13 protein-coding genes are annotated in these 12,359 nt (G+C 57.7%); 5 read left to right on the forward strand and 8 right to left on the reverse strand.

What is annotated here, in order from left to right; genetic code table 11:
* Positions 1–197 precede the first annotated feature (197 nt).
* Together IF690_RS20810 and IF690_RS20815 are read right to left on the reverse strand one after the other, a co-directional pair.
* Positions 198–1,931 (reverse strand): hypothetical protein, encoded by a 1,734-nt coding sequence (locus IF690_RS20810; protein WP_202697191.1) that lies wholly within the window; start codon positions 1,929–1,931, stop codon positions 198–200.
* A gap of 218 nt (positions 1,932–2,149) precedes the next feature.
* Complete coding sequence (locus tag IF690_RS20815) at positions 2,150–2,440, reverse strand: hypothetical protein (protein ID WP_202697192.1); 291 nt, start codon at positions 2,438–2,440, stop codon at positions 2,150–2,152.
* Between the two features lie 146 nt (positions 2,441–2,586).
* Between IF690_RS20815 and IF690_RS20820 the strand changes: the two genes are divergently transcribed.
* Positions 2,587–3,216 carry a response regulator transcription factor gene (locus IF690_RS20820; protein WP_202697193.1) on the forward strand — a complete coding sequence of 210 codons (630 nt, stop codon included), beginning with the start codon at positions 2,587–2,589 and terminating at the stop codon, positions 3,214–3,216.
* An 87-nt stretch (positions 3,217–3,303) separates the two neighbouring features.
* Here IF690_RS20820 and IF690_RS20825 read toward each other — a convergent pair whose 3' ends face one another.
* From IF690_RS20825 to IF690_RS20835, 3 genes are all read right to left on the reverse strand, one after another.
* Positions 3,304–3,612, reverse strand: coding sequence for a hypothetical protein (locus IF690_RS20825; protein WP_009050140.1), 309 nt, complete (start codon positions 3,610–3,612; stop codon positions 3,304–3,306).
* 258 nt (positions 3,613–3,870) lie between these two features.
* Complete coding sequence (locus IF690_RS20830) at positions 3,871–4,305, reverse strand: DoxX family protein (protein ID WP_038577146.1); 435 nt, start codon at positions 4,303–4,305, stop codon at positions 3,871–3,873.
* A 102-nt stretch (positions 4,306–4,407) separates the two neighbouring features.
* Complete coding sequence (locus IF690_RS20835) at positions 4,408–5,829, reverse strand: MltF family protein (protein WP_202697194.1); 1,422 nt, start codon at positions 5,827–5,829, stop codon at positions 4,408–4,410.
* Positions 5,830–6,065: 236 nt separating this feature from the next.
* Here IF690_RS20835 and IF690_RS20840 point away from each other — a divergent pair, with 236 nt between their 5' ends.
* The 3 genes from IF690_RS20840 to IF690_RS20850 all read left to right on the forward strand — a co-directional run bounded on the left by IF690_RS20840 (position 6,066) and on the right by IF690_RS20850 (position 8,954).
* Entirely contained in the window at positions 6,066–6,872 is an 807-nt protein-coding gene (locus tag IF690_RS20840; RefSeq protein WP_202697195.1) for a TatD family hydrolase, read from the forward strand.
* Positions 6,873–6,957: 85 nt separating this feature from the next.
* A complete protein-coding gene (locus tag IF690_RS20845; RefSeq protein WP_202697196.1) occupies positions 6,958–8,439 on the forward strand; it encodes a methyl-accepting chemotaxis protein in 1,482 nt (493 codons plus the stop codon).
* A 152-nt stretch (positions 8,440–8,591) separates the two neighbouring features.
* A complete protein-coding gene (locus IF690_RS20850) occupies positions 8,592–8,954 on the forward strand; it encodes an Mpo1-like protein (protein ID WP_202697197.1) in 363 nt (120 codons plus the stop codon).
* A 7-nt stretch (positions 8,955–8,961) separates the two neighbouring features.
* On the opposite strand, the gene IF690_RS20855 is transcribed toward IF690_RS20850, so the two are convergent.
* The 3 genes from IF690_RS20855 to IF690_RS20865 all read right to left on the reverse strand — a co-directional run bounded on the left by IF690_RS20855 (position 8,962) and on the right by IF690_RS20865 (position 11,058).
* Positions 8,962–9,759, reverse strand: a complete 798-nt coding sequence (locus IF690_RS20855; RefSeq protein ID WP_202697198.1) for an acyl-CoA thioesterase — start codon at positions 9,757–9,759, stop codon at positions 8,962–8,964.
* Between the two features lie 108 nt (positions 9,760–9,867).
* Positions 9,868–10,635: a CHAD domain-containing protein gene (locus IF690_RS20860; protein ID WP_202697199.1), complete on the reverse strand. Its 768-nt coding sequence runs from the start codon at positions 10,633–10,635 to the stop codon at positions 9,868–9,870.
* 144 nt (positions 10,636–10,779) lie between these two features.
* Positions 10,780–11,058 (reverse strand): hypothetical protein, encoded by a 279-nt coding sequence (locus IF690_RS20865; RefSeq protein WP_009050148.1) that lies wholly within the window; start codon positions 11,056–11,058, stop codon positions 10,780–10,782.
* 242 nt (positions 11,059–11,300) lie between these two features.
* Here IF690_RS20865 and IF690_RS20870 point away from each other — a divergent pair, with 242 nt between their 5' ends.
* On the forward strand, positions 11,301–12,341 hold the full coding sequence (locus IF690_RS20870; RefSeq protein WP_023966318.1) for a patatin-like phospholipase family protein: 1,041 nt from the start codon (positions 11,301–11,303) through the stop codon (positions 12,339–12,341).
* Positions 12,342–12,359 lie beyond the last annotated feature (18 nt).

Raw genomic sequence — 12,359 nt, forward strand, 5'->3', positions numbered from 1 at the left:
GTCGTGCTTGGCCAGTGGGCATCAAACCCATGCGCGAATCCGCATCAGAATGCACATAATCTAAAACCGGATACGCCCCCCATCGGATCTCTCCAGTTTGCCCCGCCTGACTACACTCTCCGCCTTTTCATACAGGTCAAGTACTGCCTTTATTAAAATACCCAACACACTAAAAGAGAAATTCCAGCAAAAGTGCTTTACTCGTCATCGTTGAGCAATGTACTGGATATGCTATGCAGGTTGTTATTGAAGGTCACCGTCTCATTGAAGCCCTTTACAATATTGCTGAGCTTCTTACGGGTGCTGGACAACTGCGTTAGCCTTTCCACCAGCTCCGCATTTTTTTGCTGAATCCCGACGTCTCTCTTTTCCAGTTCGGCTGCGCGGATACTTTGCTTAGCAGAAACCTCATCAAGACGTTGCTGCTCGAGCTGCATTAATTCAGAGCGCCGGGCAACGCTTCGCTCTCTGGACTCTACACTTTCAGCCAGCTGTTGAAGTGCAGCACTGCGTTCTGCAATCACTCGGGAATTGTGCTCAGCGGACTTATCGATCGCGATCTTCTCTTGTTGAAGCTGGCTTTGGAGCTGGCGCAGGTGCTCATCTTTTTCATGAAGCTTACGTTCTCGCTCTTGCAACTGTTCCTTCAAAACTTCCAAAGCTTCCTGTTGTTTCACCGCAGCCAATTTTTGTTGCGTCAACTCTTGCGCCATAAGTGCAAGACTCGACAAAGTGCTCTCCACATCAAGAAGCAAATGATCGGTATCCGCCCCCTGAAGTGCAGCTTCAGCCTCAGGAAGCGTCGCTATCAGAAACTGCGTTTCATCCAATGAGTTTTCTAAGGGAATTGGGCAATCAACCAACTCATCTGGTATTACATCCCCTGCGAATTGAGCAGATTGATCGACATCTGCGGTGACCTGAACCTGCCGATCCATCAAAGTTGGAACACTGTCAGATATCGACAGGTCGTACTCATTACTCTGGATTAATTCCATTTCTTCCTCCGAAGCCAAATCGCGAACCACCTCCGCCAAGCCAGCCAATGTGTTCTGTATACCTTGGGACAAGCGTCCAATGTCGACCTCCGAGTTGGCAGACTGGTCAGCGGCAACCTCAGGTGTCAAATGGCCAGACAAGGGGGCATCGATTTCAGATGAGCCGACATGTTTTTCGGTATTCGCAGTCGACATTTCGGTCACGTCGTGTTGAAAACTCTCGGTAAATAATGAAGCATCAGCAAGAGCCTCCCCTACATCAGTCTCAGCTTCTTCAGATAGTTCCTCTGGATCGCCAATCGGAGCAAATCCGGATGGAACATCATCGAATGCATCGCCTTCAAGACCCTCAACGGTTCCTGACGAGCGGCGCCCATTCGAATCAGCAATCTCATCGATACATTCCGAGGCAACCTGTGCACCAGGAGTATTTTGAGAAGTCATCGAAATGGAGACACCAAGCACAGGAGCGCCGAGTTCAGCGCTGTCAATTGCAGGCAGACAAGCAACCGAGGCTTCTGACGAGATAAGTTTCATCACTAAATTTTTCTTGATAGTGAGTGAACGATGATCCGATAGACTCCCTGTCGGTATCACACAATCCTTAAGGTCAATCAGATGGTAAGGAATATCAGTACTACCACCAGCACCTTGCTGCCGCCCCTCAGGCAGGCTCGCGTGAGTGACTATTTCCTTGAAGACTTGAATAACCTGACGCCAATCTTCCTCGGTCTCAATCGAACCCAGTGAATAACTCGGCCCCGCCTTATTCAGCATCGCCATATAAACTCGCGATTCTCCAACTTCAGCCCCCTCATTCAAGCTATAAGCCAGAAAATTATGCTTTAGCATAGGGATTGCAAAGCTACAGAGCACCGCGCCGTTCAGCACTTCCTGCTCTGTATTTTTGATGGAAATAGTTCGTAGCAGCATCGCTGGCTCAGGCTCCGTTAAATATGTCGCAAGGAGCAAAAAATACACCTTACAACACCTACCCGAAAACCAGACCTTTCCGATCCTCAAGTAGAACTATCCGATACCGTCGACAGACCGCCAAATCACACAGCGACGAGCCCCACATTTAAACATCTTAAAAATAGAAAGATCACTGACAGCTGAAATTATTGAGTCAATATTTTACAGCTCAGATTTTACTTAAGAGGGATATTCAACCCCTTCTGCGGACTGAGTTTGAACAGCCACCACTCATAATTCGACCAGAGCATGGTTACTCCTGCAGCCATTAATACCAGGACTGCCCCGCCTACCGCTGTCAATATCAGTTGATGCTGCCAGGCTAAAAAACACAACGCGACACCAGCTGCCCCCATCAATATAGCCAGAGAAGGGCCAAACCAATAGATAAAACGATCAAGACGCAAAAGCAGATTGAATAACCAGGAGCCTTTAAGCTGGGCCGGTCTAAAGATTATAACGTGCATGGCGAGCTAGTCTTTTCCAGATTAAAACTGTGCTCACCATAACTTAGCGATTCAATACCAACTATCAGATTCGTCTGATTTAGTTTTCAGAGCACTCGGATAGTATGTAGAAAACACACCCACCCCTAAACATCGAGATGCCTTGCATGGGAAGTATCATCATCGTCGACGACCATCCGTTGATTCGACTCGCCATAAGGACCGTCCTGGAACCTCACGAGCACAACATCATCGCGGAGGCGGACAACGGAGCCGACGCCGTCCAACTGGTACGCAAGCATCTTCCAGACTTGCTCATTCTGGACTTGAACATACCCAACCTCGACGGCTTTTCCGTTATCTCCCATATAAAGTCCGCTGGACTGCCGATCAAGACGCTGGTGCTGACCTCCAGCAACTCCAAGAATTTCGCCTTGCGCTGTTTGCAGGCCGGTGCAGCCGGCTTCCTGTGCAAGAACGATAACCTGAACGAACTGGCTAATGCGGTAAAAGCCATCCTATCGGGGTATAGCTACTTCCCCGAAGATACGATCAGCACCTTGCAACAGAATACAAACGCCGCCTGCCAGGAAAGTGTCTTGATTGCCCAACTGACCGACCGGGAAATCACCGTCCTGAAACTGCTGGCAAGCGGCCTGAATAATCAGAAAATCGCGGATGCGCTGCTGATCAGCCACAAGACGGTGAGTACCTACAAGGTCAGGCTGCTAAAACGGTTCAACGTTTCCAATCTGGTAGCACTGGCGGAGCTGGCCAAACGCAACTCCGTCGTTTGAAGCCCTGATATCGATGGAGCCTTCAGCCAGGATTCAGAAGCCTCAGGAAACACCCACCTCGACAGCCGGATTGATCACCTACGCTACTTACCTGCGGGTGATCAGCCCCTGTCGAGCCACGCGGGTCAGATGTCGGATGACTTCGGCGGCATTTTCCGCACTGGGGGCCTGTATCACCGCAAGGTCAAAACTGTCGTTGGCAAAACGTGCCAAGGACTCGCCATCTTCAATGAACTGGATCAGAAAGGCTGAAGGGCCTGTGCTGCGACGTGGCCAGCCATCGAGATAACGCAGCAGTGTCGGCTGGTGTGTGCCGCCAAGAAGAATTTTTGGATTGCGCTGAACAAGATTCGCCGTGATTGGCGCAAGACGTACAGGAGGGTGGAGTGCATTCATCGTGTCGTGTCTCTGCCTCAATTTTCTGCCGGGCAGGTGAGAGGCAACACCGAACCAGCGCTTTAGCGGTATTTCGAAGCCTGTAGAGCTTCTATCGGTGATATTCCGAATCACCTGGCGCCCCGCAAGTAGCTGTTTAAATCGGCGCATGGGCAACAATCCTAGAGAAGCCGACGGGGTAGTGTCAAGAATCCCCCATAACGAAATCGGCAACGAAAAAGGCCCGCTACAAGCGGGCCTTTGAGTGTTTGCCAGAAGCTACTTGGCAATCGCGGCATCGAGTGACAATTTGCCCGCGCCTTCGATCAGAACCGCAATAGTGCCGCCGAGCAGAGCCAGGGCGAACTCATAACCATTGTTCGCCATGAACAGGCCATTGCTGATGTGTACGGAGAAAATCGCCACCAGCAAGGTGAAGCTCAACCCCAGCGCGGCAGGACGTGCCAACAGGCCGATAATCAGCGCCAGACCGCCAAAGAATTCGGTACCGCCCGCCAGCAACGCCATCAGGTGTCCGGGTGCCAGGCCAATGCTCTCCATCCACTGTGCCGTCCCTGCCAATCCGTAACCGCCAAACAGGCCAAAAAGCTTTTGCGCGCCGTGTGCGGCGAAAATGATGCCGACAAAAACTCGCAGGACAGTCAGGCCATAGCCTGCACGGGTGCTCAGTACGGTTTTGATCAGTGTGCTCATGCTGTGTAGTCCTTTGTGGTGTTGGGTATTGGGTCGCTATATTAATCATAAAAATTCATGTTAAAAGTGCAAAAATAGCAATATAACAATCTATTTTTTCGATTATTTTCGTGAGACGACCTTACGCGCTTGCGGCTCCAACGATTCGCGTTCCCGGTCAAACGCCAAATAGTATTTGTTGACGCTATTAACATAGCTGACGGCGCCCATTCCGACCTGCTCCATGGCAATGCGCTCGACCTGGAAAAACCACTGATTGGGGTTCAGCCCGCGCCGCCGGGCTTCGGTGCGCATTCCCTGCACACGCTCCGGCCCCATGTTGTAGGCCGCCAGGACGAATGCCATGCGCTCGCGCTCGTTGAGCTTGGGGCTGGAGAAGAACTTGCGCCGGATCAACGCCAGGTACTTGGCTCCGGCCAGCACATTGTTATCGAGGGTCTGAATGTTATTGACCCCTACCCGCTGGGCGGCTGACGGGGTGATCTGCATCAGGCCGGTCGGGCCGCTGCCGCTCCTGGCAGTGGGTTGCAACGACGATTCCTTGAAGGCCAGGGCCGCCAGGTTCAACCAGTCCATGCTCTGCGCATCGGCATGCTTTTGTAATACCGGGCGCAGCTTTTCCAGGCGCTGGCGGTCGGCCCGGGTCAAAGGGTTATGCACCTGATACAGGCGCCGATAGATACGCAGGAAGGCAACGTCCTGATCCGCCGGCGCCTTGTAGACCTTCAGGAAACGATCGATGCTCGCCCGCAGCATCGAGGCGTCGCGCCGCACGAACCAGTGCTCCTCGCCTGGCTCGCCGATGACCAGTTGCCGATCGAAACGCAGCTTCGGCAGGACCTTGCCCCAGCGCTCGGCAATGGGCTTCTCGACGATGGTCAGATGAAAGATCCCACCCTGGACCATTTCCAGGACATCTTCGACTGCCAGGCTCGGATCGACCCACTCGACCTTGATCGGCGCCAGCTTATGCAGCGCCAGCTTCTGATTGATCCGGCTCACCGCCTCCCCGGCGGCGCTGCCTGTGGTCAGCGTCAGGGTCTTGCCGGAGAGTTGCTCAGGCCGGGTGTAGCGCCGCTCGCCCTTGATTCCCACCAGCAGCAACGGCACGTTGCTGGCGACCGGATCACTGGGGATCACCGCTTGCCCCGGTAGCGCCTCCAGCAACTCTCCCGGAGCGACCAGATCCCCCTCGCCACGCTGCAGCGCACCGAGCAATTGATCCTTGGCCTTGGGAATGATCTTGAGGCTGATTTCCTGACCGTCGCGGGCATGACCATTGAGGTACTGCTCAAAGGCGCGCAGGCGGTGGTATTCGACGCCGATGGCCTGGCCCTGGACTTCACCGGAGCTGTTGCGACTCTGGTTGACCAGCACCCGCAGGACTCGGCTGCTGCGAATGTCCGCCAGGTCGCGGACCTTGCCTGCTACGGCGGCTTCCGGAGGGCCGGCCAAGCGCGCGACCGCTGGCAGGGGCAGCAGCAACGACAAGCACAACGCTAGCAAAACCGAGGGTCGCGTCATCCGCTCTCCGGGAAGAATACTGTCCAAGTTTTCGAATGCTGGCGAAAACTCGGGCGACAGAAACAGAGCGCCTAGAGCGCTGACAAGATGCGAAAGACTGGCACACCCCCGGCTGGCAAACCAACCGCTGCCTTTCTCCCGGCATCAAGAGACAGCTTCAACTCGTTGTAGTTCTTGGCTTTTCTTATGAATCTACAGCTCTGATATGCTTTCCGGCCGCAGGCGGAGATAGCACCATGCAACTCATCGATATCGGCGTCAACCTGACCAACCCGAGTTTCGCCGAAAAACATCGCGCGGTATTGGACCGTGCCTATGCCGCTGGCGTCTGCCAACTGGTGCTCACCGGCACCAGCATCGAGGGCAGCGAACAGGCGTTCGAGCTGTCGCGGCAACTGGACGAAAGTGGCCACCAATTGTTCTCCACCGCCGGGATTCATCCGCATTGCGCCAGCGACTGGAATGCCGACAGCACACAACGCTTGCGCAGTCTGCTCAAGGAAAGCCGCGTCAAGGCCGTCGGCGAATGCGGCCTGGACTTCAACCGGGACTTCTCCCCCCGCCCGCAACAGGAAAAAGTGCTGGAGGAACATCTGGCCCTGGCCGTCGAGCTGCAACTGCCGGTCTTCCTCCACGAGCGCGACGCCAGCCAGCGCCTGCTGGAAATAGTCCGCGATTTCCGAGACCGCTTGCCGGCCGCTGTGGTGCATTGCTTCACCGGTGAACAGCGCACACTGTTCAACTACCTGGACCTTGACCTGCACATTGGCATCACCGGGTGGATCTGCGACGAACGCCGCGGCACTCACTTGCACCCTCTGGTACGAGAGATTCCCCGCGGCCGCCTGATGCTCGAAAGCGACGCCCCCTATCTGTTACCCCGCAGCCTGCGCCCCAAACCGAAGAACGGTCGCAACGAACCGGCCTACCTGACTGAGGTCTTGCGCGAGGTGGCCCTGCATCGAGGTGAGAGCCAGGAAGAGCTGGCAGCCCACAGTACCGCCAGCGCCCGTGCCTTCTTCAGCTTGCCCGAGATGGCTTGACGCATATCAAGATTTGGCGCTCTGCATAGCGGCACAATAATGGCACCTTGCCAATACTGTTCCGCTTAATCAGAGAAGACCTTCCATGGGTGCCTGGCTCAGCAATATCTCATTGAAATACAAGTTCTGGGCGGTCAATGCAGTCGCCTTCGTGACCACCCTGCTACTGGTCCTGTACGCCGTCCAGCTGGAGCAACAAGCGCGTAGCCAGGCCTCACAAAACAACGCCAGGGCCCAGGCGGGCCTGCTAGGCGCATGGCCCTCCGGGCAAGCGCTGCCCAATGCCGAGAATCTGCTGAGCTTCGCTGCCGGCCAGATCCCCAGCCTCGACCAACGCTCCCTGCCGCAGTTGAGCAATGCCAATGGATGGGTGGCCTTCGATGAAATGCCGCTGTTCGGCGAAAACCCACTGATCGGCGCGCAGGTGCTGCCCCGGGCCGACGGCCAACGGGTTGCGGTGCTTGCCCATGGGCCGAGCCTGCACCAGGTGTTCAGCGAACGCTTCAGCCAATATGCGGTGGCCGTGTTCATTTTGATGCTGGCGATGCTCGGTGCTTCGCAACTGTTGATCCGTTTCCTGCTCAGCCAACTGAACACCCTCAAGGATGTGATGCTGCATGTAGAGAAGACCGGCGATCTGTCGGCCCGCGTGCCCTTGTCGTGCACCGACGAGGTCGGCCAGATGGCCAGTGCCTTCAACGCGATGCAGGCCGGTTACCAGCGGGTGGTCAGCACCGTCGCCAATACCGCCCGGCAACTGGATATCGGCGCCGCGCGCCTGGCCTCAAGCATGAACGACGTGCGTCACGGCATGCTGGGCCAGCAAAGCGAAACCGATCAGGCCGCGACGGCGATCAACGAAATGTCCGCCACCGTCTATCACATCGCCCAGCACGCCGGCGCCACCCGGGATCGCTCCCAGGCCGCCGACGCCCTCGCCGGCAGCGGCCAGGAAGTGGTAGGGCGCGTGCAGAAGTCCATCTCCGGGCTTTCCACCGGCGTGCAACAGACCGCCGAGATGATCCAGCGCCTGGCCGAAGACAGCCAGAAGATCAATGGCGTGGTCAACGTGATCCACAGCATTGCCGAGCAAACCAACCTGCTGGCGCTCAATGCCGCGATCGAGGCCGCGCGTGCCGGTGAAATGGGCCGGGGGTTCGCGGTGGTCGCCGATGAAGTACGCAACCTCGCCAAACGGGTGCAGACCTCCACCGACGAAATCACCCGGATGGTCGCCGCCCTGCAGGCCGGGACCCGCGACGCAGTGGACTTCATGCAGGAAAGCTCGTTCAAGGCGGATGATTGCGTGCAGCAGGCACAGGAAGCCGGCGCAGCACTGGCGGAAATCACTGCGGCCGTGGCGCAAATGCGTGAAAGCAATACCCAGATTGCCGTGGCCGCCGAGCAGCAAAGCCAGGTGGCGGAAGAAATGAATCGCGCCGTGGTGAGTATTCGCGACGTCACCGAAAACACCGTGCAACAGACCGTCGACTCGGCGACCACCAGTAACGAACTGGCGACCCTGGCCGGAGAATTGAGCAAGGCCATCGGTCAGTTGAAGCTATAAAAACGCGAGTTTCGCGCCGGCAGAAATCGACCTGCCTGCCGGAGCGATACCCTTGCCAGCCTATCGCCTCCATAGCCAGCCTTGATTCGCCGAAGACCCGCGTGAGACCTATCCTTGATACATGGATTTTCTACGAATCAAGGATCATCGTCATGGGTAAACGTCACCCCAATCTTCCCGCCTGGCAATGGCGCTCCTACCCGCATAACCACCGCAACCCGACCAACCTGGTGTTGCACCTGATTGCGGTCCCCCTGTTCATCGTCGGCTTTCTGCTGCTGGTTTCAGGGGTATTCGGTTTGAACTTCACCAACGTCGCCATTGGTGTGGTCGGCCTGATTGCGGCCTTGGGCCTGCAGCGCCACGGCCACAGCCTGGAGGCACAAGCCGCCGAACCGTTCAGTGACCGTAAAGATGCGGTCCAGCGCCTGCTGGTGGAACAATTCGTGACCTTTCCACGCTTCGTCCTCAGCGGCGCCTGGTGGCGTGCCTGGCGCGAGCGCCACCGGCATTGAGAGGGTGTCAGCCGAAGATGGTTACTGTCTGCCGGCTGAGCGCGATCAACTGACCTTCCGCGCTCCAGAGCGCCGCAGCCGCATGGCCATAACCATCACGGGCATGCTCGATATGCACCCGGTACTTGCACCAGTCCAGGGTGCTCAACGCCAGCAGCGGCTGCACGAATTCAATGGTCCAGGTCAGGGTGCTGCCGGGAACGACACTGGTCAGATGCGGCAACAAGGCCGGCGGCCAGGCGTCCACCAATGCAAGGATATGCGCTTCGGTCAGGGGTTCTTCCTTGACATCGCCACGCAGGCGCACCCAGCCGCCCATGTCTCGCGACTTGTTGCCGGTGAACGGCATGCCACCGATGCTCCAGCGCATTGCCAGATGGCGCATGAACTCCGGCGTCACGTCCTTGACGTAAGGCAGCTCCGGGCATTCGTCCCAATGTTTCATGGCAGGCGCTTCCTCGGCGACGACCGTCACCTCGGACGGCCGAGAGGCACCAAAACTGCCCTGCACCAGGGTCACTACCTGACCGTTCTGCACCGCACGCCCCAGCACCTGGCTGACAGCCTTGCCCTCGCGCAGCACCTCGACTTCAAGACTGACCGGCACATCGGGGGTGACCGGACCGACAAAGGTGATCGCCAACGAACGCACCGGACGCTCGGCGGGGACTTTTGCGCGCATGGCTTCATACTGCAAAGCTGCAACCAATCCGCCGAAACTGGCCCGCCCCTGCGCCCACTCGGTTGGAATCGACAGTTCCAGCGGATGTTGGCGGACGGCATCGAGCAAATCGGAAAAGCCCATGAGCACCTCTGGTCAAAGAAAAGATTCGAGGATCTTAACCAGCAGGGGGCAGCCGTAAAGCACTTATTCCCGCCAAAAAGACTGACAGATGAGCCGTCCAGACACCTTTCAGCTACGGAAGCAGGCAGCACTCAACTTGTCGAGTACCCGATCGGCATTGGCCTCGGCCTTGCGCATGGTGGCGTGCCAGACCGGAACACAAGGCAACAGGTCCGCCTGCCGTTCGGCCTGTGCCAGCCATTGCCAGCAATCATGCCAGTCGCCCAGCGCGCCCTGTGCAGCCTTCAAGTGCGAGACAGCCTTGGACGACAGGCCGGCAAGTTCGGGGTAAGCCTCGGCGGCGTAGCGCACACGCTTGATCAGCAGGCGTAAACGGTGCCGATCATGGGCCGGATCATGCAGGGCCTGGTCCAGTGCCTTCCATTGCTTGGCCAGGCGCTTTTCGATGCGCTTGCGCAAGCCGCACAACAGTTCCTGACGCTGCGCCGCCCGCAGAAAACGCGGGAAGGCATCCAGCACCAGCAGCAATTGCTTGAGTTCGGCGCCCGTCGCCACCGTCCGGTATTCATCCGCCAGCCCCGCGGTACGGCGTTCCGCAGCCTGGTGGTAGTCATGCTGATGCAGGTATGCAGCCAGGACCTCGCGGTCGCGTAACGGAGTCGTCAGTTGCCCGACCGCCGAAGCGGCCGCTTCCAGTTGCTCGACACCTGGCAAGCCGCGCAGCGCTCGCAACAGGCTGCGCAAGCGACGCACCGTGGTACGCAGATCGTGCAGCGCCTCGGTGTCGGTCACCGCCTGCAAACGTGCCTGGCACGCCAGCAAGCGCACCTCCAGCCCCAACACCTGTGCCACCAACCGATCAACCAAGGCAGACATCATTGACTCCCGAAACGAATGACCCGGTCCGCAGCACAAAGACTGCGGCCGGGCCCTGGCATGACTGGCAGGCGCAACCACGGCGCCCGCGAGACGGAAACTGAAGAGCGCTCTTCAGTCTAGCGGCAAACGGCAGCCTTGCGATCAGCGGCCGGCGCGCGACTCACGAATATAGAAACGGGCTTTTTCGGCTTTTCTGGTGCAGCCCTCGAAGGCTTCGAATTGCTGCTGGGTCTTGGCCCCGGTCAGCAGCGACAGGGCTTTGGAATAACTGACGGTACCCGCGAAGCCTTCGGCCTTGGCCAGGTCCAGTTCATGCCAGGCAGCGTCCAGTTGCGTACCGCAGCTGTCGCGATAGGCGGTCTTGCCAGCACAACCACCGAGTACCAATGCAATCAACGGTAGACAGATCCAGGCTTTCATCAATGACACCTCAACGTAGGGGGAAACAGTCGCGAATAATAAAAACAATCGTGAACCTAAGACGATCACCGCCGCTAAAAGTGCCTTGGCCCGTCAAGGGAAAATATAGTCGCGCGAGCATAACCTCATGCGGCAGGACATTGGAAAAATCCCTTTGCCCAAGGCTCGCAGCGGCAGTCGGTGATTGAACCGAAACCCTCGATGGGTGCATTGTGGAAACCTGTCCGGCGAAGGGTCGAGTCATGAAGAAGCGTGTCGCACTGGTCCTGGGCTCTGGTGGTGCCCGGGGTTACGCCCACATCGGGGTGATTGAGGAAATCGAAAGACGTGGTTACGACATTGCCTGTGTCGCAGGTTGTTCCATGGGGGCCGTGGTCGGTGGCATTTACGCCGCAGGTAAACTGGACGACTATCGCAGCTGGATCGAAAGCCTGGACTACCTGGATGTGCTGCGGCTGGTGGACGTCAGCTTTCGCCTGGGGGCGATACGCGGAGAGAAGGTGTTCGGCCAGATCCGCAAGATCGTTGGCGAAATCAACATCGAAGACCTGCGCATCCCTTACACCGCAGTGGCCACCGACCTGACCAACCAGCAGGAAATCTGGTTCCAGGAAGGTTGCCTGCACCAGGCCATGCGGGCTTCGGCGGCGATCCCCAGCCTGTTCACCCCGGTCATGCAAGGCAACCGCATGCTGGTGGACGGTGGCTTGCTCAACCCGCTGCCGATCGTGCCGGTGGTCTCCAGCCACTGCGACCTGATCATCGCCGTCAACCTCAACTCGACCAACCAGCGTCGTTATCAGTTACCGGTGATCCAGCGCCCCGCCGCCTTCAAAATCCGCTTCGACAGCCTGATCAACTCCCTGGGCTCGCACCTGCCCTTTCGCCGCAAGCAAGCCGAACAACTGCTGCTGCTCGAACAGGAAGCACTGCGCAGCGAGGCAGCCGATGTCGGCACGCCCTGGATCGAATCCGCCGAGCCCGAGGCCCAGCAACCGGCCGCGGCTCCGGAAACCGACGGCGCCCCGAAATCGGCCACTGGCTCGTTCATTATCGATAACGTCGGCCCCGCCTCCCTGCTGGACCTGATCAACCAGAGCTTCGAGGTGATGCAGACCTCGCTTGCCCAGTACAAGATCGCCGGCTATCCACCGGACATCCTGATCAACGTACCCAAGCGGGTGTGCCGTTTCTTCGAGTTCTACAAGGCTCCGGAGCTGATCGCACTGGGGCGGGAGATTGCCAGCGACACCCTGGACCGCTACGAGAGCGAGCTGAACTGAAAGCGGGCCGCGATCCCG

Source organism: Pseudomonas sp. SK3(2021) (assembly GCF_016772375.1).
Taxonomy (GTDB): domain Bacteria; phylum Pseudomonadota; class Gammaproteobacteria; order Pseudomonadales; family Pseudomonadaceae; genus Aquipseudomonas; species Aquipseudomonas chlororaphis_I.

Excerpts from the sequence above, each read along its gene's own strand:
- IF690_RS20865 (WP_009050148.1), bottom strand. The coding sequence starts at position 11,058 with ATGAAAGCCTGGATCTGTCTACCGTTGATTGCATTGGTACTCGGTGGT.
- IF690_RS20835 (WP_202697194.1), bottom strand. The coding sequence starts at position 5,829 with ATGACGCGACCCTCGGTTTTGCTAGCGTTGTGCTTGTCGTTGCTGCTG.
- IF690_RS20820 (WP_202697193.1), top strand. The coding sequence starts at position 2,587 with ATGGGAAGTATCATCATCGTCGACGACCATCCGTTGATTCGACTCGCC.
- IF690_RS20840 (WP_202697195.1), top strand. The coding sequence starts at position 6,066 with ATGCAACTCATCGATATCGGCGTCAACCTGACCAACCCGAGTTTCGCC.
- IF690_RS20815 (WP_202697192.1), bottom strand. The coding sequence starts at position 2,440 with ATGCACGTTATAATCTTTAGACCGGCCCAGCTTAAAGGCTCCTGGTTA.
- IF690_RS20850 (WP_202697197.1), top strand. The coding sequence starts at position 8,592 with ATGGGTAAACGTCACCCCAATCTTCCCGCCTGGCAATGGCGCTCCTAC.
- IF690_RS20830 (WP_038577146.1), bottom strand. The coding sequence starts at position 4,305 with ATGAGCACACTGATCAAAACCGTACTGAGCACCCGTGCAGGCTATGGC.
- IF690_RS20825 (WP_009050140.1), bottom strand. The coding sequence starts at position 3,612 with ATGAATGCACTCCACCCTCCTGTACGTCTTGCGCCAATCACGGCGAAT.
- IF690_RS20845 (WP_202697196.1), top strand. The coding sequence starts at position 6,958 with ATGGGTGCCTGGCTCAGCAATATCTCATTGAAATACAAGTTCTGGGCG.
- IF690_RS20860 (WP_202697199.1), bottom strand. The coding sequence starts at position 10,635 with ATGTCTGCCTTGGTTGATCGGTTGGTGGCACAGGTGTTGGGGCTGGAG.
- IF690_RS20870 (WP_023966318.1), top strand. The coding sequence starts at position 11,301 with ATGAAGAAGCGTGTCGCACTGGTCCTGGGCTCTGGTGGTGCCCGGGGT.
- IF690_RS20855 (WP_202697198.1), bottom strand. The coding sequence starts at position 9,759 with ATGGGCTTTTCCGATTTGCTCGATGCCGTCCGCCAACATCCGCTGGAA.
- IF690_RS20810 (WP_202697191.1), bottom strand. The coding sequence starts at position 1,931 with ATGCTGCTACGAACTATTTCCATCAAAAATACAGAGCAGGAAGTGCTG.